Origin of the sequence: Methylotenera sp. (assembly GCF_036401095.1) — a bacterium.
In the GTDB taxonomy this organism is placed as follows: domain Bacteria; phylum Pseudomonadota; class Gammaproteobacteria; order Burkholderiales; family Methylophilaceae; genus Methylotenera.
The window spans coordinates 359924-386319 of the sequence record NZ_DASWWA010000001.1 but is presented as its reverse complement, the minus strand read 5'-3'; the positions used below and the strand labels follow the sequence as shown (position 1 = coordinate 386319).

Below are 26396 nucleotides of genomic sequence, written 5' to 3'. Positions count from 1 at the left end.
TCCTCAAGCTCCTGATTGACGAAAATCCGTAAAGCTTGAAATGTGCGCGTTGCAGGGTTCTGCCCTGGCTCGAAGCGCGTGACTGCACCTGCCACGATCTGGGCAAGCTGCCCAGTAGTGGTGATGGCACGCCCGTCATTGCGCTCCGCAACAATCGCCCTTGCAATCGACTTAGCAAACCGTTCTTCACCATAATTTTTTATAACCTCCGCTAATTGCTGCTCTGTTGTACGGCCAAGAAAGTCTGCCGCTGTTTCCCCACTACTTTGATCCATGCGCATATCCAGCGGCGCATCGTACCTAAAACTAAAACCACGGCCGGCTTCATCAATTTGCGGTGATGAGATACCCAAATCCAATAAAATGCCATCCACATGCTGCACATCCAACTCAGCCAAACGCGCCCGCATTGCCGCAAAATGGCTATGCACCAGCGTAAAGCGTGGATCATCAATCGCCTTACCAGCCTCGATTGCAGTTAAATCACGATCAAAAGCAATCAATCGCCCCTTATCACCTAACTGCGCTAAAATTTTTCTGGAATGTCCACCGCGACCAAACGTGCCATCTACGTAGATGCCATTTGGCTTAATGTCTAAAGCATGCACAGCCTCATTCAGTAGCACGGTAATGTGCGCATGAACGGCAGCGTTTTCACCTGCCATGCTTTGATCTTGATTTGAATTTGAGACTGACACTTCTTGTGGGTACTTTTCTAACTTATCAGCGTTTTTTAGAGACGCTTTTTTTGAAGACAATGATGCTTTGGTGGGCGCGCTGTTCACGCCCTTAATCACAGCGAAAATCCCTCTAATTCTGCTGGCATTGCAAAACCGTCATCTTGCATTACTTGCTCCAATTGGGCACGCCATGCGGCCATGCTCCACAATTCAAAATGGCTACCCTGACCAACTAACATTACCTCTTTATCCAAGCCGGCAAAGTCACGCAACACTGGCGACACAAGCAAGCGACCTGCACTATCCAAGCTAACATCTTCAGCAAAACCGACTAACAACCTTTGCAAAGCGCTAGATTGCTTATCAAATGATGACAAAGCCATCATTTTTTCCTGAATAGGCTCCCAAGCCGGTTGCGGGTATAACAACAGACAACGGTGTGGATGCGCAGTCAACACCAAGTTACCGGCGCACTCAAGCTGCAACGCCTCTCTGTGCTTTGTAGGCACAGCGAGTCTGTTCTTGGCATCCAAACTTAATGATGTAGCACCGCGAAACATACGTCTGTTATTTTCCTTAAAATCCGATTAAGCCTAAACAAACAATTTCAATATAAAAAATGGGGAACTGCCAAACATCATCACAAGCCACCAATCAAATAACCCTTAGTAGTTATCTAACGAGCCAACCTTTACACCACCACACCTGCACTTCACTTACACGCGAATGAGCAATTCCCCACAAAAACCCACTTTTCCCCACTAAGATGCACTATAGATAAAAAAATTATCTAATGCAAGCGCTTTTTTGCTATTTTTTCTTTACAGGTCAAGGACTTAGCGCATTTTTATCATAAAAATAAAATCGTTATAAATTAAGCACATACAAAATTGTGTGAATGTAGATTGTTAGGATAAGTGCGAAAGCGTTTGAATTGTAATTAAGCCGTCACAAAGGAGATTTTTTGGCTGTCAATTAGCCAGATTTTTAACCATCATGACGATGAGCCAAGCCCATACTGGGTTGAGCAAATTAATGACGCTAAAAATCGACGCCATGGCGCACCACACTCAATCGCTAAATGAGCGTTTTTTTAAGATTGAAATATAAAAAATTGGATAAAAATTCATCATGCAAGACAGGCGAAAAACGCGCTGAGGGATAAATTAACTAAAGATTTGGATAAATTGAAGCTGGCCGATAAGCCGGGTTCTGTTTGCGTTTTACAACGCATGACAGTCATTCATCTAGGCGTACAATTACTTGCACGCTCAAGCAACCTACCCGCTGGCAGCGCGAGCCACGCCAATACCAGCCTATTTGGTCTTGCTGCGAATGGAGGTTACCGCGTTTCACCGTAACTTAATACGCTCGTCTCTGTGGCCCTATTCCTCGCCTTATACCTTGCGGCTTTCAGCGGACGGCCGTTAACCGTCATCCCGCTCTTTGCAGCCCGGACTTTCCTCCCTCCACCAAGAGAACCCACAAGGAGCTCTCCGCTTAACTTAACCAGTAAACTGGCAAATTAAATGTGAACGGCGACTGTCTAGCCAGCTTCAAGCGTATTTTAACATGCGTGAGACCAAGCTAACCGAGTTTATTAACCAACAGCGCAGCCAGCAATAAACCTGATCAACATTAAGTATTAATTTAGCGCAAATCAGACTGGAGGGTTTAGAACACAAAACATGTGCGCAATCTTGAGATAGTTTAGAACAGTGCCGCTTATGCAATGCAGGGCGCAACATATACACAATTGAGTTACAAATAAGCCAAACCGTTCAGCTAAGCAAATGTATCAATTTTATTACCGAGATTCGGTGGATTATTAGGTAAAGACGGCGTAGCGGCTTGAATAAGTTGCAACGAGTTTTGAGTGCTGATATCGATCGCTTTTTTAAATACCGCCAGCTGCACATCACTAGCCGTTTTGTACTGCGCTAGATTAGATGCCGCTGCTGCTATTCCTGAAACGTCCATACCAAACTCCTCACCACAATGGCAACCTATGCATTAATGTCGATGATAGTACCCATCAACATATCATTATTAGACTTAAACACCGACAAATTAGTCATATAAGTATTTCTGGCTTTGAGTTGCTCAACCATATCAGCCTCTAAGTTACTGCCAGATTGTGCGGCGCTTTTAATATCCGCCACCTTGGTACCGCCATTTGGCAAATCAGCCTGCACAACTTCTTTTCTTGTAAAGTTATCGGTACTAAGATTGGCAATATTATTTGCAGCCACGTCTAATCGAGTTTGCGCAGCATTCATGCCAGATAAAGAAGTGCTTACATTCATAATTTTAATTTAATTCAATAGATTAAGATCACATTACCAAGTAGCATTAACAGTGTCAACCTATATAGTTTTTGCATATATCCGGGCGGATTAATGATATAAATACACTTATGACAAACACTCAACACAACAACCCATTACACGGGCTTACTTTAGAAACCATTGTGACTTATTTGGTAGATTATTACGGCTGGGAAACGCTCGCCGATAAGATTCCTGTCAATTGTTTTAGCAGCGATCCCAGCATTAAATCGAGCTTAAAATTTTTACGCAAAACGCAATGGGCACGTGACAAAGTAGAAAGCCTCTACTTAGTCACCATCCAGAAACACAATTAGCACAAGCACACTAACTTTGCTCCACCCCCGAATAATTAGCTACACTGACCACTTTGAGGCGTCTGGATTGCCCATGCGGGAATGGCCAATCAATCACCTGACCTTCCTTCAAACCCAGCAAGGCGGAGCCCACGGGCGAAAGCACTGAAATCTTGCCGTATTTCAGGTCTGCCCCCTCTGGAAACACTAGCTCGACTTCACGGCTTAGACCACTACTTTCATCTAGGTAAATAACGCGTGAATTTATCCTAACTACATCTGCAGGCACTTGGTCTGCTGGCACAACAATCGCTCTGCTTAGCTCGTCGCCTAACAACTCATCATTAGCAAGCATAGAAAGTCGCGCATAATCTTGATCTGAAAGTATTAATTTATCAATTTCCATCACATTCCCCAACACATCGTAAAAATGCCGAGCACAATGCTCGGCACACCAACATATTAATGGGTACAAACAGATTAAATAAGACCATCAAATCGCACATAACTGTTTCCAATATGGATACAATGAGCTCATGTACGATTTAAATTTAATGATAATTTTTGCCCATGTGGTGAATGAGCAGGGCTTTTCAGCCGCGGCAAGAAAGCTCGGCGTGTCGAGATCATCCGTCAGCAAAGCTGTTGCGAAACTGGAACACAGCCTTGGCGCCAGTTTACTCAACCGCAGCACACGCCACTTGAGCCTAACCGAGGTTGGCGCGTCTTTTTTTGATTACTGCACGCGCATCAACGATGAGGCAGACCAAGCACATAAGATGATTGAAAGCCTGAATGCACAGCCGCGCGGCGTGCTGAAGGTGGCAGCCTCCGTGGCATTTGGCACCTTGCATATTGCGCCAGCAGTAGGTGACTTCCTGCATCGCTACCCAGAACTTGATATTGATATGACCATCACAGATCGGGTGGTTGATTTGGCTGAAGAAGGCTACGACCTAGTGATATGCGTCACCAGAAACCCACCCGAGGCTCTGGTTGCAAAAAAACTCGCACCAATCAGGCGCAGACTGTGTGCCACACCAGATTACTTTAAGCAATTTGGCATCCCGCAGTCACCACAGGCATTGGCACAGCACAACTGCCTAGACTATATACACTCTGGAGACAGCGGGTTATGGCGCTTTGATGTTGCAGGCAGAGAGACCTTGGTTCCGGTTTCAGGGCGCTTACGCATTAATGACGATGAAGCACTATCACAAGTAGTTTTAGGAGGATTTGGACTAGCGTTACTGCCAACCTTTATTATTGGCAAAGATATACAAGCCAAGCGCTTACAGTCTGTTTTGCCGGAGTGCATTCCGATTGACCAAAATGTATACGCGCTTTACCTACCAAAACGCAACTTACCGCTAAAAACACGGGCTTTGATTGATTTTTTAAGTGAGCGCTTTGGCCCAGAGCCCTATTGGGATAAAGAATAGCTCTAGCGTATTGGGGCGCCAGACAGCCTCATAGTACAGATTTCACACTGCGCCAGCCCGAAAAATGGCGCAGTTGAAGTAAAGAGTTATTTCAAAAACGTATATTTACAGCATTTTCCAATTAAGCATTTGCTCTGCACGTAGCGGCACTAGCACATCACCCTCATATGGCAAGCTACCTGGCACTTTCCAGCTTTCTTTCACTAAAGTAATTTGCTCTGTATTGCGTGGCAAGCCATAAAAATCAGCGCCGTAAAAACTCGCAAAGCCTTCCAACTTATCCAAAGCACCTGCCAGTTCAAACGCTTCTGCATAGAGCTCCATTGCAGTATGCGCGGTGTACATACCCGCACAGCCGCACGCAGCCTCCTTTGTATGCTTCGCATGAGGCGCACTATCCGTACCTAAGAAAAATTTAGAGTTGCCTGAGGTTGCCGCTTTTACCAAGGCCACACGGTGCTCTTCACGCTTTAGAATAGGTAAACAGTAATGATGCGGCTGAATGCCACCTTTAAACATATCATTACGGTTCATCAGCAAATGATGTGCCGTAACAGTCGCTGCCACATTGCTGGACGCCTGTGTTACGAAATCTGCAGCATCTCTCGTAGTAATATGCTCAAACACCACTTTTAAGCCTGGAAACTTCTTAAGCAATGGAATCATATTGCGCTCAATGAACACGCGCTCACGATCAAACACATCAACATCACTATCGGTCACTTCTGCATGTGCCAGCAATGGCATACCCACTTTTTCCATGGCCTCCAACGCTTTCACACAGTGCCCCAGATTAGTCACACCAGAGTCACTATTAGTTGTAGCGCCCGCGGGGTAAAGCTTCACTCCATGCACAATACCGCTGGCTTTAGCACGTTCAATTTCTTCAGCCGTCGTGTTGTCGGTCAGATACAAAGTCATCAACGGCTCAAAGTTCGCACCTACCGGCAGCGCGTTCAGGATCCGTTCACGGTACTCAATCGCCAAGGCTGTCGTAGTCACTGGCGGACGCAAGTTCGGCATCACAATCGCACGTGCAAATTGCCTTGCCGTGTCCGGCAGTACCGCTTTAAGTGCGCCGCCGTCTCTTAAATGTAAATGCCAGTCATCTGGGCGTGTAATGGTAAGTGAGTGCATAGGCTTATTCATATTCAATAACTCTGATTCAATAGTACGGATGGATTATTCAGACTGCTGTTTTAGCTGTAGTGCAAAATCGTATAAAACATTCTTTTTTTCATGGGTAATTTCTGTGGCCAGCTTCACTGCTTGCTTAAGGGGCAACTCTGCCAGTAATAATTTCAATACGCGCACAGTTTCTTCAGGCATTTCCTCTGCGTCTTTAATGGCAGCAGCCTCTACCAGCAGCACAAACTCTCCGCGCTGCTGATTAGTATCAGCCTCCAGCCAAGCGACTGCATCTGAAAGCGCGCAGCTATAAATCGTTTCAAAGGTTTTAGTCAGTTCACGCGCAAAAGTAATGCGGCGCTCGCCACCCAGCACCGCACACATATCTGCAATGCTATCCACAATCCGATGTGGCGCTTCATATATGACCAATGTCACCGTTTGTGTTTTCAGTGCTTCCAGCACTTTACGCCGCGCAGCACCACTTGCAGGTAAAAAGCCATGGAATAAAAAGCCATTTTGCACAATGCCGCTGGCCGACAGCGCAGCAATCACCGCACTTACTCCCGGCACTGGCACGACCTTCACCCCGGCTTTGCGCACCAAATCGACCACCACAGCACCCGGATCACTAATTCCAGGGGTGCCCGCATCGGTCACCAGCGCAATACTTTCACCTGCATTCAGTTGCTGTAGCAACTTCTCCGCAGACTGATGTTCATTATGTTCATGCACTGCAATCAGCTTTTTGCTAATGCCAAAATGGCTAAGTAAGCCAGAAGTATGGCGTGTGTCTTCTGCCGCAATCGCATCAACTGCCTTTAGTGTATCCAACGCGCGCAAGGTAATATCTTGCAAATTTCCAATTGGCGTTGCGACAACATATAATATGCCCATAGGATACAAAATTTAATGACCAATAATTTAATAAACATCATTTTAGCAACATGCCTGCTTTTTAGCAGTTTAAATTTAGCAGCAGAGCAAATCAGCCCGTCCAATAGCAAAGCTGAAGTGCAGTTTTTGGCCGGTGAAACTTGTCTCAAGCAGGCTAATATCGCATGCGCCATGGCCGCTTTGGCAAAAATACCAAGTAGCTCACCTTATGCCAAACTGCTGCAGGGCGAAATTGCCTATACCAATCAAGCATTAGACCAGGCATTACAATTGTTGCTGCCGCTACAAGCAGAAACGCAGTTCAGCACCGCCGCAAAAATCAGCTTGCATCAATATCTGGCAAAGGCTTTCGCCAAATTACAAGATGCAGAACAAGCGCTGGTACATTTATTACAGGTTGATCTAGCGCTATCAAACACCGCAGGCAATAATCAAAAAGATGCAATCAGTGCCAACCAAGCACAAATATGGGATTTACTGAGCAAGCTAGATCAAAACGAACTTTTAGCAATGCGTGGCAACAACACTGACGACAATTTGCAAGGCTGGGTTGATTTAGCCTTGGCAGCAAAAAATCAAGACTTAAGCAGCAGTTTAAAAAGCTGGCAAATCAACTATCCAGATCATTCAGCAACAGCACTGGCGAGCAGTTTGCAACGACCAAGCAGCAATCAGAATGCACCACAATTACTCAAGTTAGCATCAGGCGATGCTATTACAATTAGTTACCTGCCGACTTCTGATGCAAACAATGCAAGAGTAGATGCGTTTAAAGCCGGCTTAATTGCAGCACTGGCAGTTCACGGCCTGAACAATGCGATTCAGATTTATACGCCTGATAATCAAGATAACGACAGTCAGGGTACAGATAATCACAGTGCAGACAATCAAGAACCAAGCTTACCTGACGGCAACACAACCCCACCGCAGCCAAATACTGCTTATGCTATTCATTTAGACTTTGCGAATGACACAGCCAATGCCGCCACGCCGCAAAAAAGCAATCACCAAACGCTCACACTAGGCTTACACCTCAATGAAGAAGCCCAACAAATTGTAAAGTTTGCGGTTAAAAACGCCATTAACCATGTGGCGATCATTACGAACGAGAGTTTCGCTTCTGCTGAAATGTTAAAATGCTTCAGCACTGCATGGCAGCAAGCATTTAACCTAAACGCAGAGCACAATAGCTTTAACATCATTACCCTGCCACAAAACATCTCAGCTAACGACCTGGGCTTGCTCGACATCCAAACAAAAATCAATGCCAAAGCACATGACATGGTCATACTGGCGTTACCTACAACTGACGCCCGCATCATCAAACCCTACCTGAGTGTGGGCACCCCTACTTTGGCATTCTCTAATATACATGAGACCACACCTGACCCAGCATTGAGTAACGTACGCTTCGTAGAAATTCCATTCTTACTGCCAGCAAGTACACAATTCAGCGCATACCAAAGCGCCGCGGCCACACTTTCTTCTAACGACTTATTACGCTGGTATGCGTTAGGTGTAGATGCATTACCTATTTTGGTGGCCACACAACAAACAAGCGAGAAAGAAGTGCTGCTGAACGGACTTTCCGGCAAATTTAGCATCAAGCACGGTAGCATTACACGCCAGCCATCTATGGCAAGATTCAGTTACGAAGGCATTAGCCAAGAACAGTAATATAATTAGGCACATGACTACGAAACCACTAGCCAAAAATATCACCGAAGGTCAGGCCGCAGAGCAAATTGCTGCAACTTTTCTGCAAAACAATGGACTCACTGTCGTAGAAAAGAACTTTCGCGCTACATATGGTGAAATTGACCTCATCATGCGTGACGGTAAAACACTGGTTTTTGTAGAGGTGCGCTTACGTAGCAATACAAAATTTGGCGGCGCTGGCATGAGCATCAATCCAAGCAAGCAGCAAAAACTCACACGAACCGCGGAACACTATCTACAGACACATGGTGATAGCGCCTGTCGCTTTGATGCAATTTTAATGCATGCTCTTGATATAACCGCAGTAGAATGGATAAAAGACGCGTTCTAAACTACTTTTATCGTCCGACTAACCCATCCCAATCATCAGAGGACCTTCATATGAAACTACCGATTAAACTATTTGCCGCCGTAGCATTAGCCACTCAAATCAGCGCTTGCGTACCCGTGGTAGTGGGCGGCGCAGCAGCCACTGGCGTAATGGCAGCAGATAGACGTACTTCCGGCGTCTATGTTGAAGATCAAAACATCGAACTAAAAACAATTAAAAAAATTCATGACGCATTAGGTGAAGAAGCTCACGTCAATGTCACAAGCTTCAAAGGCAACGTGCTGTTAACTGGTGAAGTACCTAATGAAAGTGCCAAGTCTCAGGCAGGCAACATCATCTTAGGTACAGAGAGCGTACGTAGCCTCACCAATGAGTTAGCAATTGGCCCTAAAACCACACTAAGCTCACGCGCTAACGACTCATTCCTAACCTCGAAAATTAAAACTCAGTTTGTGACTGAGAATCGCTTTAGTGCCAATTACGTTAAAGTAGTGACAGAGAACAGCATCGTTTACCTCATGGGCTATGTCACACAAAAAGAGGCAGATGCCGCAACAGAAATCGCACGCAACGTAAGCGGTGTCACCACTGTAGTAAAAGTATTTGAATACATGCCTTAAACTGAATGAGCGTGCAATAACGGGTAAGCAAGCCTGATAAAGAGACCGAGTCTCTCTGGCTAACTTACCCACAAACGCATACACCCTGCATAGCAAGCCCAAACATGTCTAAATTATTATGCTGCTTTTGAAATCAGGCACATTTTCACGGGGACTGGCAATGTTATAATGCAGGGAATTCTTAAGCTGTTTAGCAGCACAATCATTGGTAAATATAAATGACTACAGACCAGAAAAGCGCCCCAGAGCTACAAGAGATTATTATCGAAGGCAACACCCGTGCAGGCAAACCATTTCGCCCTAGCGACTGGGTTGACCGTATGTGCAGCACATACGCAACTTTCGGCGATGACCGCAAACTAAAATACTCACCTTACTTAAAACCAAGAGTGGTGAATGGTGTACGCTGCTTAGCAGTTGATTTGAAATTAAAAGTGGTAAACCCTGAAGGCTACGCACAATTGATGCACTTTGCTGATGAGAACCAGCTGAACGTGCTTGATAGTAGTGGCAACAGCATTCCGGTACCACACTAACGATAAGTAAGTTACCGCAATCAAAAGCTTATGTGTATTTACTCAACACACATAAGCTTTCTGTCGCAACAAAGATCAAGGCATAAACAGCTATTTAGCACCAGCCTTCATCAGATTATCCACATACTGCTTAGTCACAATACCGCGCTTTACTTTCACCAGCTTACCTTTAGGGTTGTAGATAAAAGTGGTTGGCATCACCTCCGCTGTTCCAATCTGCTCCACTACACTATCATCGCCTAGCACTATAGGATATGACATCAGCATATCATCCACATATGCCTTTACTTCACTGACGTCTTTATAATCAAACACCACACCCAGCACCATTAAGTCTTTTTGACGATGTTGATCATACAGATTCACTAAATCCGGCACTTCTTCCAGACATGGCGGGCACCAGGTTGCCCAATAGTTCACCAAAACCCACTTACCTTTATAATGAGAAAGCTGATGCTGCACACCTGTCATATCTTTAAGCAAGAAGTCAGACTTAACAGCAACCTCAGCACCAGCAAACTGACTGGATAACAATATCAACAAACCCAATAAAAACTTATACATAAATCCGCCACAGAAACAGCAATCTACAACTGACTGCCTAAAAATCGAGATGCTAGCAAAAACAAATATTTAGATGTATGCTAGCCGTAACATATTGTTTATAGTAACTTTCACATAAGCAATATCATACAATCATCCACACACATAAATTGATTGCAAAAAAAATAATATGGCATTAAACCTGAATATTCCGGTATTACAAGAACACCCCGTATTTATTGCGGAAACTCGCCCGCAAAGAATACACCAACTATTACAGGAGATTAACTCGCAAGACCCGGCAGACATTGCCACACATTTACACAACGAATTGGAAACTCTGAACCGTCAGAAAGTTTCGTCCAGCCAAAGAACGCAAGCACTGGACTGCTATCGCAACCTTATTATCAATGTGACTGCCGCACTTTCTGCAGACTATATCAACTCCACGTTGCCACTTGAAGATAAAGCAAAGTCTGCAGCAACCGCTTGCGAATCATTGTGGTTAGAACTAGGTTACGGCTATAAACTGGTGCTAATCGACTTACAGAACCAACTGATTAAACTACGCACAGACAAAAGCTCAGCGCTAGCGATTCAGCGCGCGATGCACGCTATTGCCGAATACACTCTGGTACATTACCAAACCTATTTAACGCCACCCAGCCATGTCTGGAGCGACTTGCATCAGCTTTATTTCTGCGCAGCCAAACTTGGCATTCTGTATACGAATATTCCAGTCGATCCAGTTCCGGCCCAAGCTAAAACTTATGCTCGTTTACTAACATCAATCGAAGACACTTACAAACATACGCTGCTTGTCAGCCAAGCACAGCCATACCATCTGACACAGCAAGATATCAGCGCAACAGCTGACTACTTAGCGCATCATATCCAGAGCGCAAGAGTAACTGCAATAGAGCCATTAGAAAACAGCTCCGGCGCATTTATCATTAACCTAACATCAGACGCGCCACCTATTCCTTACAGCAAACTCAAGTCAGAACCTAACCCAGATTCCGAATTGCTGCTACATACCATAGACCTGATTCGCGGCATTCACGAAGACCTGAGCAATCTGCAAAATCGCAGCACACCAACTAATGGCAGCATCAATGCCGATGCAAATCATAATGACTACATTGAGTTACTGTCCTACCTAATTACTAATTGGGGCATCTCCCCTAAACGAATATTTAGCCGCTCAGCTAAAAATGGGGATATTGACATCGTTGCAGGGATTGAAGATATACACAGCACAATCACTGCCACGGCAACAGCCAACACGCCTACCAATAACAGCAACCCTGTAGCGCAGGCCTATCAGGTTACCCCGTCACACTGGAAGATACTAAACATCAGTGCAACCGGCATATCCATCAGGCGCTACCACACCGCACAAAAAAATATCAAAGTCGGTGGTTTAATTGCATTAAAAGCAAAGAATGAACAGCAGTGGTCGATTGGGCTAGTGAAATGGGCGAATTGCGGTACAAGAGACCGTTTAGACATCGGCGTGCAACTGATTGCACCTAATGCAGACAGCGCGACTGCACAAACCTTTCAGCACAGCAGTCATAGCAAAATACTTATACTGCCCGAAATCACCGCGGTCAATCAGGCAGCGACTATTATTGCCCCAAGAGGCACATACATCCATGGTCGCCAGCTCACATATACATGCAACCAAAAAACCGTACAGGTATCACTTAATCGCCTAATAGAAAGAACGCATGAAGTAGAACGCATTCAGTTCAACATCATGAATTAAATCTTATTCAGTATAATTAGGCTTCACTAAAACATTTTTTTTCGTTACGATACACATTTTCAAGTATTATTTAGTCATATTCAATTTAAAGGTTTTTTCTATGAGCGAACACATCACACACCTTAGCGATGCAAGTTTTGAGCAAGATGTTCTACAATCGCAAATCCCAGTTCTTGTAGACTACTGGGCAGAGTGGTGTGGCCCATGCAAAATGATTGCACCAATTCTGGATGAGATTTCAAAAGAATATGCTGGCCGCATCAAGGTTGCTAAACTAAATATTGATGATAACCAACAAACACCACCTAAATACGGCATTCGTGGCATTCCTACACTCATGCTATTTAAAAATGGCAATGTAGAAGCAACAAAAGTTGGTGCGCTATCTAAATCACAATTAACCGCTTTTATTGACAGCAACATCTAAACCCATTACCCTAAGCATAAATCAAGCGCTTGGTTTTAAACAATTAATGCTTTAAAACCAAGCACCACACCCTTCAGGCAAATAAATTAGCCTCTGGCACTTAATATCTTAAGCCTTAAATTACCTCTACACATCTTGTTTTAGCGAGACTTCATGCATCTATCAGACCTCAAACATCTACCTGTTACTGAATTAGTAGAAATGGCCATTGCCAACGAAATCGACAATGCCAGCCGCATGCGCAAACAAGATTTAATTTTTGCCATTTTAAAAAATAAGGCAAAAAAAGGCGAAAGCATCTTTGGCGATGGTACTTTAGAGGTCTTACAGGATGGATTCGGCTTTTTAAGATCACCAGACACCTCTTATTTAGCAGGTCCTGACGATATTTACGTTTCACCCTCTCAAATTCGCCGCTTCAATCTACACACCGGCGACAGCATTCAAGGCGAGATTCGCATTCCTAAAGATGGTGAGCGTTACTTTGCTTTAGTTAAAGTAGACATGGTGAACGGGGAAGCGCCAGAAAACACCAAACATAAAATTCTGTTTGAAAACTTAACACCTTTATTCCCAACCATTCCACTTACGCTAGAGCGTGATATCAAAGGCGCTGAAAACATCACCAGCCGCGTTATCGATATGATCGCGCCTATTGGTAAAGGTCAGCGTGGCCTGTTGGTTGCCAGCCCGAAAAGCGGTAAAACGGTGATGATGCAGAACATTGCACATGCCATTACCGCCAACCATCCTGATGTAATTTTAATCGTACTATTAATCGACGAGCGTCCTGAAGAAGTGACGGAGATGACACGCTCAGTTAAGGGTGAAGTAGTTGCTTCTACGTTCGATGAACCTGCCACGCGTCACGTACAGGTTGCTGAAATGGTGTTGGAAAAAGCTAAACGCCTGGTTGAGCATAAAAAAGATGTAGTCATCTTACTAGACTCTATAACTCGCTTAGCACGCGCATATAACACCGTGATTCCATCATCAGGCAAAGTACTGACCGGCGGTGTAGACGCCAACGCATTGCAACGCCCTAAACGCTTCTTTGGTGCCGCCAGAAATGTTGAAGAAGGTGGCTCACTCACCATTATTGCTACTGCGCTAGTGGATACTGGCTCGCGTATGGATGATGTGATTTACGAGGAGTTCAAAGGTACCGGCAATATGGAGATCCATCTGGATCGCCGCATGGCAGAGAAACGCCAATACCCAGCAATCAATGTGAACAAGTCCGGCACACGTCGTGAAGAGTTACTGATTGAAAAAGATGTACTGCAAAAAATCTGGGTACTACGCAAATTGCTCTACCCTATGGATGACCTGGAGGCGATGGAGTTCTTGCTGGACAAAATCAAGTCAACGAAAAACAATGCGGATTTCTTTGACAGCATGCGTAGAGGCTAACCCCTTTACTTTAAACAATTTACCTTGCATAGCTTCAGCAATATAAATATAATGCTGAGTTATCGCAAAAATTTGCAACATATGCCGTATCATTCGGCAATCAATTAGAGGCTATTATTATGAAAGATGGAATTCATCCAGAATACCGCGAAGTCGTATTCCAAGACATTGGTGCTGACTTTAGCTTTATCACACGCTCAACTATCGCTGCTCGTGACACTATCAAGTGGACTGACGGTAAAGAGTACCCGTTAGTTAAGATTGAAGTTTCATCAAAATCACACCCGTTCTACACTGGTAAACAAATGATTCTTGACACTGCTGGTCGTGTTGATAAATTCCGTAAAAAATACGGCATGTAATTCAATAAATACGATCCTGCTTGCAGATTATCGTTTATCAAAAGGCAGCTTAGGCTGCCTTTTGTTTTAGTATGTTGTTTATACAACTCACGTGCTCATATAAAATGGGCATACTTCAATGATGCAGACTCCGAGCTAATCCACATGCGCTTCCAACTTGATCATGACTGGCAAGGCAATATGTCCACACCGCGCGCGCGCATCGGTGAGAACACAAAAACACAACTCCTTGTCCTGTTATCTATTATCTGGATTTTTCTTGGCCTGATTGGCCATGCGCCGTGGAAGCCGCTAGAAACAACCAGCATCAGCATCGTTAAAGACATCCTGGACAACGGCCACATCATCGCCCCGTTAGCCGTAAACCAATCACTTTTAGATTTACCGCCCTTATATCACTTATCCGCTGCAGGTAGCGCTAAGCTATTTAGCTACCTGTTCGATATACATGATGGCGCACGCCTCATTAACGTGCTGTGGATGTCAATCACGCTACTGATGGTAGGCATGACAGGGCGTGAGCTATGGACGCATGGCGTGGGGCGTTACGCAACATTTATTATGATTGGCACCATTGGCCTGATTTTAAATGCACACAGCCTGAATGCCGAAGTCGCTACACTTGCCAGCACTGCAACTGGATTTTATGCACTCGCACTATCCAAGCGCAGGCCATGGCGGGCCAGTTTACTAATGGGCTCAGCTATTGCTGTTGGCTTTCTAGCCAAAGGGCTGTTACCGGTGTTGATTTTAATCGGCACTGCATTATCTTTAGCCTTAATATTCAACCATTGGCGCACCAAGAGTTTTGCAATATTTGTCAGCGTTGCAGTTTTGGTCGCACTACCGCTGGTGGCCTTGTGGCTGGTACCTTTCGCACTTTATTTTCCAGACCTATTTAAGGCATGGTGGCACACAGAAGTTAACAGCTTCAACAATAGCTACCTTTCATATTTCTTTAAGATATTAATCTGGTATGCCTGGCCCGCATTGCCTTTGGCGCTATGGAGCCTATGGCGCCACCGCACTCAATTATTGAGTAAACCTAGGTTCCAGCTCATTATTGTATTTTTTATCATTAGCCTAGTTACACTAGGTGCAGGTGCTGATAATAAAGATATCAATGCGCTGACATTATTACTACCTTTAGTAGCACTGGGCGCAGGTAGCGTGGATCATCTTAAGCGCGGTGCCGCATCTGCATTAAACTGGTTTGGCATCAGTTTATTTGGTTTAGCCGGATTTCTGATCTGGCTTGGCTGGTTTGCCATGATGACAGGCCACCCTGCCAGAATCAAAGAGCGTATGCAGTTTCTATCTGGCAGTGATAGCACTAGCCTTAGCATCATCAGCCTAGTATTAGCTGTCATTATCACCAGCATCTGGCTATTCACTTGCGTTAGAGTTAGGCAAAGTAACCGTGCCACCGTTACCAACTGGGCAGTAGGCATGACTTTCGGATGGGGATTACTCATGACACTATGGTTGCCGCTGATTGATAGTGCGAAGAGTTACATGCCTGCTTTTACGCAGCTACAGCAATCGATCGGCAAAAGTAACTCCTGCATCAAGAGCTTAAATGTTGGTCAATCACAACGCGTATTATTAAATTACCACACCAATCTGCATCTAGAGCCTATGGATACAGCACATGCTGCACAATGCGAGTTTTATCTTATACAGGATGAACGAGGAACGACCAGAATGCAGCCTAGTGATGAGTGGACCTTAATTTGGCGAGGCAAGCGGGCCGCCGACAGGAAGGAAAGCTTTAGGCTTTATCAACGCCAGCACTAAAGCTATCTTCAGAGATAAATATCTAGGGGAATGCACCACATACCAGACACGACTATGTGATTGGCGTCAGCGGAGTCTGTAGTTAGGTAGAGTACAGACGTAGTGTGACTTAAAGTTGGATATGCGCTTTAATGGCTGTTTGCACCGCTTGATGCAAACCATTACCACCCTGCACACTTACATACTCAGCAATTTGTTTACGCATAGGCAGAGCCCAAAAGCTATTCAAGTGCTTGGCGATATTTTCTTGTGCTTGACTCTGGTTTGGGTAAGACTCATAAAAGTCACCAATCTGATTCGCCATTGAAATTAATCGTTTAATATCCATATACTCTAGCTTCTCTATATCTATTGGTTCAAAATTCTTTCGCCGTGGCTATATGCCACATATCGACTCTCACGCGCAAAACCTAGCAAAGTTAAACCACAGGCTTGCGCCACGCGCACTGCCAAGCCGGTAGGTGCTGACACAGCTACCAGCAAGCTCACACCCGCTCTGGCAGTTTTCTGCACCATTTCAAAACTGGCACGGCTTGTGGTGATAATAAAACCATCATTAGCCACACCTGACTTCAATCGACCTCTTTCTAGCGCTCCGACCAACTTATCCAACGCATTATGTCTACCCACATCCTCGCGTACGACACTGATTGTGCCATCAGCCAGCACAAACGCACTAGCGTGCGTGGCACCAGTCTGCTGCTGTAAAACCTGCATGGACTGCATCGTATGTAGCGCACGTTTGATACTGGATGCGGTAAATACAGATTGAGACTTCAACGGCTCAGGATATCGTACCGCTTGTCCCAAACTTTCTGCACCACACAAACCGCAACCAGTCTTGCCCGCCAAGGTGCGGCGGCGCTCTTTCAGTTGCACAAAGCGTTCGGTTGCTATCTCGCAATGCAGTTCAATGCCATTGTTACGCACCTGCACATCTACATCGTAGAGCTCACTCGCTTGCTCTATAATGCCTTCAGACAGCGAGAAGCCTAATGCAAAATCTTCTAGATCTTGCGCTGTTGCCAACATGACGGCATGTGACACACCGTTATAAACTAAGGCAACCGGGGTTTCTTCTGCTAGGCAGTCCGAAGTGAGCTGTAGCTTTCCATTTTGCCACTGCGCAACTTCGAACTGACTGGTAGATACATCTAATATTAAAGACAGCCTAAACTCCTAGTTAATTTTTGCGGCTTCTGCTTTTTTACCGGCAAAAGCAATTTGCGCTTCACTGAATGTTTTGTAGTGTTTTTGCCAATCAGACAACTGGCTGACACGCGACACTTGCACTGCGGTTACCTTAAACTCAGGGCAGTTGGTTGCCCAGTCTGAGTTGTCAGTGGTAATTACGTTAGCACCAGATTCAGGATGATGGAAAGTCGTATAAACCACACCCGCCTGCACACGCTCTGTAATTTTAGCGCGCAACACGGTTTCACCCGCACGGCTCACAATACCCACCCAGTCACCCTCTTTAATTCCGCGCTCCTCTGCGTCATGTGGGTGTATCTCCAAGATATCCTCAGCATGCCAAGCAGTATTTTTGGTTCTACGTGTTTGCGCCCCTACATTGTATTGAGACAGAATACGACCTGTTGTCAGGATCAATGGGAATTTAGCATTCACTTTCTCTGTCGTTGGCACGTATTGGGTCACAAAGAACTTACCTTTGCCGCGCACAAATTCGTCAATATGCATAATCGGTGTGCCATCAGGATGTTCATCATCACATGGCCACTGCACACTACCCACTTCATCCAGTTTCTTGAAGCTTACACCTCGGAATGTAGGCGTTAACGCAGCAATCTCATCCATAATTTCTGAAGCATGGTTGTATTGCATTGGGTAACCTAATGCTTCAGATAACTTAGTGGTAACTTCCCAATCTTCATAACCATTTTTTGGACGCATCACTCTACGCACAGGTGAAATACGGCGCTCAGCATTGGTAAACGTACCACTCTTCTCTAGGAATGAAGCCCCTGGGAAGAACACGTGTGCGAACATGGCAGTTTCGTTCAGGAACAAATCTTGAACAATCACGCACTCCATATTCTCTAAAGCGTGGGTGACGTGCTGTGTATTAGGGTCTGACTGAACAATATCTTCACCAACACAATATAGCCCTTTGAAGTTACCTTCGCTAGCTTCGTCCAGCATGTTTGGAATACGTAAACCAGGCTCTTTGCTCAAAGGCCTGCCCCAAGCTGATTCAAACAAGGCACGTGTCGCATCATCTGCCACGTGACGGTAACCTGGGAACTCATGCGGCATAGAGCCCATATCACATGAGCCTTGTACGTTGTTTTGACCGCGCAATGGGTTAACACCCACACCTTCACGACCGATATTAGCAGTTGCCATAGCCAAGTTAGCAATGCCCATTACTGTAGTAGAACCTTGGCTATGCTCGGTAACGCCAAGACCATAGTAAATTGCAGCATCGCCGCCTGTAGCATACATACGTGCTGCAGCACGAACAGTTTCAGCATCCACGCCTAATTCTTCTGCTAGCGCTTCAGGTGAATTTTCAGGTTTAGCCACAAAATCACGCCATTCTACGAATGAATCCCACTCGCAGCGCTCTTTCACAAATGCTTCTTGCACCAAGCCCTCAGTCACAATCACATGTGCCAATGCTGAAATCAAGGCAACGTTAGTACCTGGACGCAATTTGAGGTGATAATCCGCACGAATGTGTGGAGAGTTTGCAACCAAATCAATTTCACGCGGGTCAGCAATAATGAGTTTTGCGCCTTCACGTAAACGACGCTTCATTTGTGATGCAAATACAGGGTGACCATCTGTTGGGTTAGCGCCGATAATGAAAATCACATCTGAATACATCACGGAATCAAAAGTCTGTGTACCGGCAGATTCACCTAGGGTTTGTTTTAAACCATAGCCGGTTGGGCTGTGGCAAACACGTGCACAAGTATCCACGTTATTCACGCCAAATACTGCGCGAATCAATTTTTGCGTCACGTAAACTTCTTCATTGGTACAACGTGATGACGTAATGCCGCCAATCGCATCGCTGCCATACTGCTTCTGAATACGTGTTAGCTCGCTCGCTGCGTAGTTAATCGCCTCGTCCCAGCCCACTTGTTGCCAAGGGTCTTTGATGCTCTTACGAATCATCGGGGTGGTGATGCGGTCTTTATGGGTAGCATAACCCCATGCGAAACGGCCTTTTACACAAGAGTGACCATGGTTAGCGCCGCCATCTTTGGTTGGCGTCATGCGGACAACTTCTTCGCCTTTCATTTCCGCATCAAAGCTACAACCCACACCGCAATATGCGCAGGTAGTTGTTACACTGTGTTCTGGCGTACCAGCTTCAATCACAGTTTTTTCTATCAAGGTTGCAGTTGGGCAGGCCTGTACACAAGCACCGCAAGAAACGCACTCTGAATCCAAGAAGTCTTTATTACCGGCAGAAACTTTAGATTCAAAACCGCGGCCTGAGATGGTTAACGCGAATGTACCTTGAGTCTCCTCACAGGCACGCACACAGCGTGAACAGACGATACATTTGCTAGGGTCGAACGTGAAATATGGGTTGCTTTCATCTTTGGCTGAAGCTAAATGGTTCTCACCATCATAACCATAACGCACTTCACGCAAGCCTACCGCACCCGCCATGTCTTGCAGTTCACAGTCACCGTTAGTTGCACAAGTTAGGCAATCTAATGGGTGATCTGAAATGTATAGCTCCATGGTGCCGCGACGAATGTCAGCAAGCTTTGGCGTTTGTGTATGCACTTTAAGGCCATCGGCAACTGGAGTAGTACATGATGCTGGATAGCCACGGCGGCCTTCGATTTCCACCAAACACAAGCGGCAGGAACCGAAAGGCTCCAAGCTATCGGTTGCACACAGCTTAGGCACCATTACGCCAGCCACTGCCGCTGCGTGCATGATAGACACGCCATCCGGCACTGTAATTTCTCTGTCATCTATCGTCAGCGTAACTTGCTTGGCCGATTGACTTTTAGGGGTGCCGTAGTCGATGCTCGAATTGTATTTAATTTCGTCCATAGTTCTCTCCTAACCCACTTGAGTTTCAGCAGGTAGTCCAAAGTCTTGCGGGAAGTGATTTAGTGCGCTAAGTACAGGATAAGGGGTCATGCCGCCAAGTGCGCATAAAGAGCCATTTAGCATGGTGTCACTTAGATCGCGTACCAATTGAATATTTTTAGCGTGGTCTTTACCAGATCGTATCTTATCAATCACCTCAACGCCGCGTGTAGAACCAATACGGCATGGGGTACATTTGCCACAAGACTCAACCGCACAGAACTCAAAGGCATAACGTGCCATTTTTGACATATCAACCGTATCATCAAATGCAACAATACCGCCGTGACCAAGCACCGCCCAAATTTTAGTAAACTCTTCGTAGTCTAAAGGTGTGTCAAACTGACTCTCCGGCAAGAATGCGCCCAAAGGCCCGCCTACCTGTACGGCACGGATAGGCTTACCAGTCGCAGAGCCTCCACCAAAGTCATACAGCAACTCACGCAAGGTTGCGCCAAACGCTAACTCTACCAAGCCATTCTGTTTCAGATTACCAGCCAGCTGAATTGGCAGCGTGCCACGTGAACGGCCCATGCCGTAATCAGCATAATATTGCGCGCCTTTATCTAAAATAATCGGCACTGAAGCCAGTGAAATTACATTATTGACAACCGTTGGCTTGCCGAACAAGCCTTCAATCGCGGGTAGTGGCGGTTTAAAGCGCACCAACCCACGCTTACCTTCCAAGCTCTCTAGTAGCGAAGTTTCTTCACCACAGACATAAGCACCCGCAGCACGGCGCACTTCCAAGTGGAAAGTTTTACCGCTGCCCAATACATTGTCACCTAAATAACCCGCTTTATTTGCTACCTCAATCGCCTGATTCAAGGCTACCAATGCGTGAGGATACTCTGAACGCAGGTAAATATAGCCTTGTGTAGCACCTACTGCGACACCGGCAATGGTCATCCCCTCGATCAGCACGAAAGGATCGCCTTCCATAATCATACGGTCTGAGTATGTGCCTGAGTCACCCTCATCGGCATTACACACTACGTATTTCTGTTCTGACGCACAGCCCAGCACCGTGTTCCATTTAATCCCGGTAGGGAACGCTGCACCACCACGGCCACGCAAGCCAGAGTCAGTCACAGCTTTAACGATTTCTGCACCACTAAGTTTTAGTGCATTTTTCAGGCCTTTATAGCCATCATGTGCGATGTAATCATCTAGTGATATTGGGTCAGTCACCCCGACACGCGCAAACGTTAAGCGCTGCTGTTTTTTGAGCCAATCGATTTCTTCGGTTAAGCCCAAACTTAAAGCGTGAGGTTTTGCATTGATGAAATCAGCATCAAATAGTGAAGGTACGTCTTTTACTTTTACCGGACCATAAGCTACACGACCATTCGGTGTTGATACTTCCACCAAAGTTTCCAGCCAGTACAGGCCACGCGAACCATTGCGAATAATTTCCACATCCAAACCGCGCACTTTAGCCTCAGCGGCAATAGCAACTGCCACTTTCTCAGCACCCACTGCCAAAGCACTGGAATCGCGCGGAATATAAATTTTTGCTGTCATGCTCTTGCCTCCGCAATCAGTGCATCTAAATCAGATGGAGACACTCGTCCATAAATCTCATCGTTCATCATCACCGATGGCGACAATGCACAGTTTCCTAAACAGTACACAGCTTCTAGCGTAATTGCGTTATCAGCAGTGGTTTGGTGGTAATCAATATTCAGGCACTTCTTCGCATGCGCTTCTAATGCTTCACTACCCATAGACTGACATGATTCAGCACGACAAATCTGCATTACATTACGACCAGGCTTATGTGTTCTAAAGTGGTGGTAGAATGTAACCACGCCGTGCACTTCCGCTACGGATAAAGCCAATGTTTTGGATATCTGCGGATAGGCAGACTCAGGCACATAACCTAGATTGTCTTGAATCGCATGCAACAAAGGCATCAATGCGCCGGGACGATGTTGGTGTTCGGTAATTAAGCGACTAATTAACGCATCAGCATCTACTAGTGGTGTATTTGAATCTAGCAAGCTAATATCTCCAAAGCAACTATTATGACGATACTACAATCCTACTATAATATTAATGTAAAATGTTAATGAAATGTAAATTGCTACTAGATACGACAACTCGTGACTGAAAAAGTGCCTGACTCAACATCCAATTATCCAGACAAGCTAATCGACCAATTTGGCCGTCAGGTTGACTATATTCGGCTTTCTATCACAGACCGCTGCGACTTTAGATGCACGTATTGCATGGCTGAAGAAATGACCTTTCTGCCGCGCGACGAAGTGCTCAGTTTAGAAGAATGCCTGCGCCTGGTAAAAGCATTTGTGCAGCTAGGCGTAACCAAGGTACGCATCACAGGCGGCGAGCCGCTAGTACGTAAAAATGCACTCTGGCTATTTGAAGAAGTCGGCAAACTTGAAAAGCTCAAAGAGTTAGTACTTACCACCAACGGCAGCCAATTAGAGAAACAAGCTGCCAGCCTAAAACAAGCGGGCGTTAAGCGTATTAACATCAGCCTGGACAGCTTAAACAGCGAGCGCTTTAAAAAAATCACGCGCACTGGCGAACTCGATAAAGTACTGCGCGGCATACAAGCTGCCAAGCAAGCCGGTTTTGACAACATCAAACTCAACACAGTACTCATGCGCGGCACCAACGACGATGAAGTACAGGCGCTCGTTGACTTTGCCATACAACAAGCCATTGATATTTCCTTTATTGAGGAAATGCCATTAGGTGAAGTTGACCATACACGGGATTCTACTTTCGTCAGCAATGCAGAAACCCTCAAAACGCTGCAAAGCAATTACGCACTGACCGCTAGCACAGTCACCACAGGCGGCCCTGCGCGCTACTGGCGGGTAAATGATAGCAACACGAAAATTGGGTTCATTTCACCACACTCACACAATTTCTGCGAGGCATGCAATCGCGTACGCATCACCTGCAAAGGCGAGCTATTTCTGTGCCTAGGCCAAGAAGACAAAGTGGACCTGATGCCACTGTTACGTAACCACCCGAATGACGATCAACCATTGATTCAGGCAATCCTTGATAGTATGTCAATTAAACCAAAAGGGCATGATTTTGATTTACGACGGGCCAAGCCTGCGGTGGTAAGGTTCATGTCCCATACAGGCGGCTAAATGTCGGTTTCAGCGCTCATTCTTGCCGGTGGACGGGCTATACGTATGGGCGGGATTGACAAGGGTTTAGTAGAGCTTCAATCCCAACCACTCATCAAGCACGTGATTGCTAGACTGACACCACAAGTCAATGAAATTATGATTAATGCAAACCGAGAGCTAGCCTATTACAACACGCTAGGCTACCGCGTATTGCAAGATGAAATCGCAGATTTCGCAGGCCCTTTGGCTGGGATGCAACTTGGGCTCAAACATGCAACACATGATTTAGTGCTATTTGTGCCTTGCGACTCGCCATTACTGCCAGCCAATTTGGTAAATAAACTCAAAGCAGGCTTATTACAAGCTAATGCAGATGTTGCCGTGGCCACTTGCGGCGGCAATAATCACCCGGTATTTTGTCTATGCAAAAAAACACTACTCCCTAGCCTCAATCACTTTCTTGCCCAAGGCAATAGAAAAGTACATGCATGGCAAAAAAGTCAGCACTATATAGAGGTGGACTTTGGGGATGACAATGACGCATTTGAAAATTTAAATAGCCCAGATGATATTATCAAACTAGAATCAAAGCTGGCACAAAGCAGTGCCCATTAGGACAAGCGCGATAGGATCGCTGCCCATTTGCGTGCAAGGCCTAAGCCACCACTTTTAACCCATTAAACTAGACAATTAACATTCAATACACACTCAAGCACACCAAATGACTAGCGACACTTCACTCCAAACCTTAGCCAATAACCCTAGTTGCATGGATGATTATGACCCTAACGCTATGCACGTAGCCAAAGCTCGTGAGTATATTCAGCAATTCTTAAACCCGGTATCCGAAGCGGAAACACTGGCGTTACGTGATAGCTTGGGGCGCGTGCTGGCAGCAGACATCATGTCGCCGGCCAACGTACCTAATTATGACAACTCAGCAATGGATGGCTACGCACTTAAAGCCAGCGACATTACGACACCACGCCTCAAGGTAGTGGGAACTGCGTTTGCAGGAAAAGCATTTGAAGGCACGGTAAGTGATGGGCAGTGTGTCAGAATCATGACCGGTGCCTTCATGCCAGCGGGCACTGACACCGTTGTAGTGCAGGAGAAAACTGCCACTGACGGCGAGTTTATTAATATTAGTGAAGCGCCTAAACCGCAGGCGAATGTACGCTATGCAGGAGAGGATCTAAAACTAGGGCAATCTGTGCTCACCAAAGGCCATCTCATGCGCCCCGCGGACTTAGGCTTAATCGCCTCACTAGGCATTGCAGAGCTACAAGCCTACCGCAAACTAAAAGTTGCATTCTTTTCTACTGGGGATGAACTGGTCGGCCTAGGGCAACCGCTTCAAACCGGGCAAGTTTACGACAGTAACCGCTACACACTCTTTGGCATGTTGACTAGGCTTGGTGTAGAAGTCATCGACCTAGGGGCAATTGCAGATGACCCGGTACAACTTGAAGCAACCCTGCTTAGCGCCGCACAACAAGCGGATGTTGTCATCACCAGCGGCGGTGTCTCTGTAGGTGAGGCAGACTACATGAAACTGCTGCTCGCCAAGCACGGTCAAGTCATGTTCTGGAAAGTGTCTATGAAGCCAGGTCGACCACTCGCTTATGGCAAAGTGAGCAATGCGCATTACTTTGGGCTACCGGGTAACCCAGTGGCTGTGATGGTAACATTTTACCAATTTGTACGCGACGCATTACTGAGACTAATGGGTCAATCCAGCCCGGTACCTTTACCTATGTTCCAAGTACAGTGCACGCAGGCAATTAAAAAACTGACAGGGCGCACCGAGTTCCAGCGCGGCATATTATTTACCGACACCGATGGTGTATGGCGTGTAAAACCAACTGGTGCACAAGGCTCGGCACTATTAAGCTCCATGTCGTTAGCCAATTGCTTTATTGTGCTAGACGACACGGTTGGCAACCTAGACGCTGGGGCAACCGTTCAAGTTCAAGTGTTAGATGGTATTATCTAACATCATATTTTATTGAGTTTAGTGAGCGTTAAACAAATTATGCATGATATGAACCACAAGCAAAGCACAAGCCACCAAAACAGCAACCTAGCAATCAAGACTGCTTGTTGTATAATTTCGTGTCATTTTTAACCAAACCCTACTCAATCAGGTCTTTTTTTCTTTGAACTCCGCGGCGACTCAGCCCTCTTTAAAGGGATACACCATCGTATGGGCGATTATTTGCTCAATGCTGCTGCATGGTTTGCTTATACTGATTATCCCCAACATTCATTTTGACCCGGCAAAAATGCCTGAGGTGTTAGAAATTCAGCTGGTTAAACAGCCAGCTCCGCCTCCACCGATGCCAGCACAACCAGTACAGCCGCCTGCAGAAGTTGTCGAGCCGCAAACCCAAGTCACTCCAAAACCAACACCTAAGCCGATTGTAAAGCAGACGCCCAGCCATATCGTTCAAGAGGCTAAACCCATCACAGAAACACCAGTCATTACAGCTGCACCAGAGGTGATTGCGGTAAAACCCGCACCGGAGCGCCCTGTACCAACCCACCCCCAGCCGGTAGCTGAGCCTGTCAAAGAAGCACCACCTATACCTAGCCAAGCGGAAATAGACAACGCTACCGGACGTTACGGTAATGCGCTGTGGAACGCAATCAGCAAACATAAAAAGTACCCGAAAATTGCCCAAATGCGCGGCTGGCAGGGTGAAGCCATCGTTGAACTCGAGCTTGATGGCAGCGGGAAATTAAAGTCAAAGAAAATTACGCAATCTAGTGGTTATGAAGTACTAGATAAGCAAGCACTGGAAATGGTGGAAAAAGCCATCCCATTCCCTACCCCACCAGAAGCATTACGGAACAGCACGTTCACGATTGTGATCCCTGTACCGTTTAAGCTCGAAAATCAATAAATCTA

28 protein-coding genes and 1 other RNA gene are annotated in these 26396 nt (G+C 45.9%); 15 read left to right on the top strand and 14 right to left on the bottom strand.

What is annotated here, in order from left to right; genetic code table 11:
- The 5 genes from rsmH to VGD82_RS01795 all read right to left on the bottom strand — a co-directional run.
- A partial coding sequence (rsmH, locus tag VGD82_RS01815) for a 16S rRNA (cytosine(1402)-N(4))-methyltransferase RsmH (protein WP_331018747.1) occupies positions 1-665 on the bottom strand: 665 nt, incomplete at its 3' end.
- A 128-nt stretch (positions 666-793) separates the two neighbouring features.
- Complete coding sequence (gene mraZ, locus VGD82_RS01810) at positions 794-1240, bottom strand: division/cell wall cluster transcriptional repressor MraZ (RefSeq protein ID WP_331018746.1); 447 nt, start codon at positions 1238-1240, stop codon at positions 794-796.
- A gap of 625 nt (positions 1241-1865) precedes the next feature.
- Positions 1866-2238: RNase P RNA component class A (rnpB, locus tag VGD82_RS01805), an RNA gene on the bottom strand.
- Between the two features lie 227 nt (positions 2239-2465).
- Positions 2466-2660, bottom strand: a complete 195-nt coding sequence (locus VGD82_RS01800) for a YjfB family protein (RefSeq protein ID WP_331018745.1) — start codon at positions 2658-2660, stop codon at positions 2466-2468.
- A gap of 26 nt (positions 2661-2686) precedes the next feature.
- On the bottom strand, positions 2687-2986 hold the full coding sequence (locus tag VGD82_RS01795) for a flagellar basal body protein (RefSeq protein ID WP_331018744.1): 300 nt from the start codon (positions 2984-2986) through the stop codon (positions 2687-2689).
- Between the two features lie 110 nt (positions 2987-3096).
- Between VGD82_RS01795 and VGD82_RS01790 the strand changes: the two genes are divergently transcribed.
- Complete coding sequence (locus VGD82_RS01790) at positions 3097-3324, top strand: VF530 family protein (protein WP_331018743.1); 228 nt, start codon at positions 3097-3099, stop codon at positions 3322-3324.
- Positions 3325-3334: 10 nt separating this feature from the next.
- On the opposite strand, the gene rnk is transcribed toward VGD82_RS01790, so the two are convergent.
- Positions 3335-3709 (bottom strand): nucleoside diphosphate kinase regulator, encoded by a 375-nt coding sequence (rnk, locus tag VGD82_RS01785; protein ID WP_331018742.1) that lies wholly within the window; start codon positions 3707-3709, stop codon positions 3335-3337.
- A gap of 130 nt (positions 3710-3839) precedes the next feature.
- Here rnk and VGD82_RS01780 point away from each other — a divergent pair, with 130 nt between their 5' ends.
- Positions 3840-4745 carry a LysR family transcriptional regulator gene (locus VGD82_RS01780; protein ID WP_331018741.1) on the top strand — a complete coding sequence of 302 codons (906 nt, stop codon included), beginning with the start codon at positions 3840-3842 and terminating at the stop codon, positions 4743-4745.
- A 105-nt stretch (positions 4746-4850) separates the two neighbouring features.
- On the opposite strand, the gene pyrC is transcribed toward VGD82_RS01780, so the two are convergent.
- Both pyrC and rsmI read right to left on the bottom strand, forming a co-directional pair.
- Entirely contained in the window at positions 4851-5894 is a 1044-nt protein-coding gene (gene pyrC / locus VGD82_RS01775) for a dihydroorotase (protein WP_331018740.1), read from the bottom strand.
- A gap of 33 nt (positions 5895-5927) precedes the next feature.
- Positions 5928-6770: a 16S rRNA (cytidine(1402)-2'-O)-methyltransferase gene (gene rsmI, locus VGD82_RS01770; protein ID WP_331018739.1), complete on the bottom strand. Its 843-nt coding sequence runs from the start codon at positions 6768-6770 to the stop codon at positions 5928-5930.
- 15 nt (positions 6771-6785) lie between these two features.
- Here rsmI and VGD82_RS01765 point away from each other — a divergent pair, with 15 nt between their 5' ends.
- From VGD82_RS01765 to VGD82_RS01750, 4 genes are all read left to right on the top strand, one after another.
- Positions 6786-8447: a penicillin-binding protein activator gene (locus VGD82_RS01765; protein WP_331018738.1), complete on the top strand. Its 1662-nt coding sequence runs from the start codon at positions 6786-6788 to the stop codon at positions 8445-8447.
- Between the two features lie 13 nt (positions 8448-8460).
- On the top strand, positions 8461-8820 hold the full coding sequence (locus tag VGD82_RS01760; RefSeq protein ID WP_331018737.1) for a YraN family protein: 360 nt from the start codon (positions 8461-8463) through the stop codon (positions 8818-8820).
- Between the two features lie 50 nt (positions 8821-8870).
- Complete coding sequence (locus tag VGD82_RS01755; protein ID WP_331018736.1) at positions 8871-9440, top strand: BON domain-containing protein; 570 nt, start codon at positions 8871-8873, stop codon at positions 9438-9440.
- Between the two features lie 218 nt (positions 9441-9658).
- Positions 9659-9976 (top strand): DUF3579 domain-containing protein, encoded by a 318-nt coding sequence (locus tag VGD82_RS01750; protein WP_331018735.1) that lies wholly within the window; start codon positions 9659-9661, stop codon positions 9974-9976.
- A gap of 90 nt (positions 9977-10066) precedes the next feature.
- Here VGD82_RS01750 and VGD82_RS01745 read toward each other — a convergent pair whose 3' ends face one another.
- On the bottom strand, positions 10067-10540 hold the full coding sequence (locus tag VGD82_RS01745; protein WP_331018734.1) for a TlpA disulfide reductase family protein: 474 nt from the start codon (positions 10538-10540) through the stop codon (positions 10067-10069).
- A gap of 169 nt (positions 10541-10709) precedes the next feature.
- Between VGD82_RS01745 and VGD82_RS01740 the strand changes: the two genes are divergently transcribed.
- The 5 genes from VGD82_RS01740 to VGD82_RS01720 all read left to right on the top strand — a co-directional run bounded on the left by VGD82_RS01740 (position 10710) and on the right by VGD82_RS01720 (position 16289).
- Positions 10710-12290: a hypothetical protein gene (locus VGD82_RS01740; protein WP_331018733.1), complete on the top strand. Its 1581-nt coding sequence runs from the start codon at positions 10710-10712 to the stop codon at positions 12288-12290.
- Between the two features lie 100 nt (positions 12291-12390).
- On the top strand, positions 12391-12717 hold the full coding sequence (gene trxA, locus VGD82_RS01735; protein WP_015832964.1) for a thioredoxin TrxA: 327 nt from the start codon (positions 12391-12393) through the stop codon (positions 12715-12717).
- A 153-nt stretch (positions 12718-12870) separates the two neighbouring features.
- The gene (gene rho / locus VGD82_RS01730; protein ID WP_015832965.1) at positions 12871-14130 is read left to right on the top strand and encodes a transcription termination factor Rho; all 1260 of its coding nucleotides are present in this window, start codon (positions 12871-12873) and stop codon (positions 14128-14130) included.
- Between the two features lie 119 nt (positions 14131-14249).
- The gene (locus VGD82_RS01725) at positions 14250-14492 is read left to right on the top strand and encodes a type B 50S ribosomal protein L31 (protein WP_135278652.1); all 243 of its coding nucleotides are present in this window, start codon (positions 14250-14252) and stop codon (positions 14490-14492) included.
- A 144-nt stretch (positions 14493-14636) separates the two neighbouring features.
- Positions 14637-16289 (top strand): glycosyl transferase, encoded by a 1653-nt coding sequence (locus VGD82_RS01720; protein ID WP_331018732.1) that lies wholly within the window; start codon positions 14637-14639, stop codon positions 16287-16289.
- 109 nt (positions 16290-16398) lie between these two features.
- Here the strand turns inward: VGD82_RS01720 and VGD82_RS01715 are convergent, their stop codons facing one another.
- The 5 genes from VGD82_RS01715 to VGD82_RS01695 are packed head-to-tail and all read right to left on the bottom strand — an operon-like array spanning position 16399 to position 22375.
- Complete coding sequence (locus VGD82_RS01715) at positions 16399-16617, bottom strand: formate dehydrogenase subunit delta (RefSeq protein ID WP_331018731.1); 219 nt, start codon at positions 16615-16617, stop codon at positions 16399-16401.
- Between the two features lie 20 nt (positions 16618-16637).
- Complete coding sequence (gene fdhD, locus VGD82_RS01710) at positions 16638-17459, bottom strand: formate dehydrogenase accessory sulfurtransferase FdhD (protein WP_414684450.1); 822 nt, start codon at positions 17457-17459, stop codon at positions 16638-16640.
- Positions 17460-17468: 9 nt separating this feature from the next.
- Positions 17469-20333 (bottom strand): formate dehydrogenase subunit alpha, encoded by a 2865-nt coding sequence (fdhF, locus tag VGD82_RS01705; RefSeq protein ID WP_331018730.1) that lies wholly within the window; start codon positions 20331-20333, stop codon positions 17469-17471.
- Positions 20334-20342: 9 nt separating this feature from the next.
- Entirely contained in the window at positions 20343-21896 is a 1554-nt protein-coding gene (locus tag VGD82_RS01700; protein ID WP_331018729.1) for an NADH-quinone oxidoreductase subunit NuoF, read from the bottom strand.
- Positions 21893-22375, bottom strand: coding sequence for a formate dehydrogenase subunit gamma (locus tag VGD82_RS01695; protein WP_331018728.1), 483 nt, complete (start codon positions 22373-22375; stop codon positions 21893-21895). Before VGD82_RS01695 ends, VGD82_RS01700 begins: the two co-directional genes overlap by 4 nt.
- Before the next feature lie 102 nt (positions 22376-22477).
- On the opposite strand from VGD82_RS01695, the gene moaA reads away from it, so the two are divergent.
- The 4 genes from moaA to VGD82_RS01675 all read left to right on the top strand — a co-directional run bounded on the left by moaA (position 22478) and on the right by VGD82_RS01675 (position 26391).
- A complete protein-coding gene (moaA, locus tag VGD82_RS01690; protein WP_331018727.1) occupies positions 22478-23503 on the top strand; it encodes a GTP 3',8-cyclase MoaA in 1026 nt (341 codons plus the stop codon).
- Positions 23504-24100 (top strand): molybdenum cofactor guanylyltransferase MobA, encoded by a 597-nt coding sequence (gene mobA, locus VGD82_RS01685; protein ID WP_331018726.1) that lies wholly within the window; start codon positions 23504-23506, stop codon positions 24098-24100.
- A 106-nt stretch (positions 24101-24206) separates the two neighbouring features.
- On the top strand, positions 24207-25481 hold the full coding sequence (glp, locus tag VGD82_RS01680; protein WP_331018725.1) for a gephyrin-like molybdotransferase Glp: 1275 nt from the start codon (positions 24207-24209) through the stop codon (positions 25479-25481).
- A 163-nt stretch (positions 25482-25644) separates the two neighbouring features.
- Positions 25645-26391, top strand: a complete 747-nt coding sequence (locus tag VGD82_RS01675; RefSeq protein ID WP_331018724.1) for an energy transducer TonB — start codon at positions 25645-25647, stop codon at positions 26389-26391.
- Positions 26392-26396: the final 5 nt, after the last annotated feature.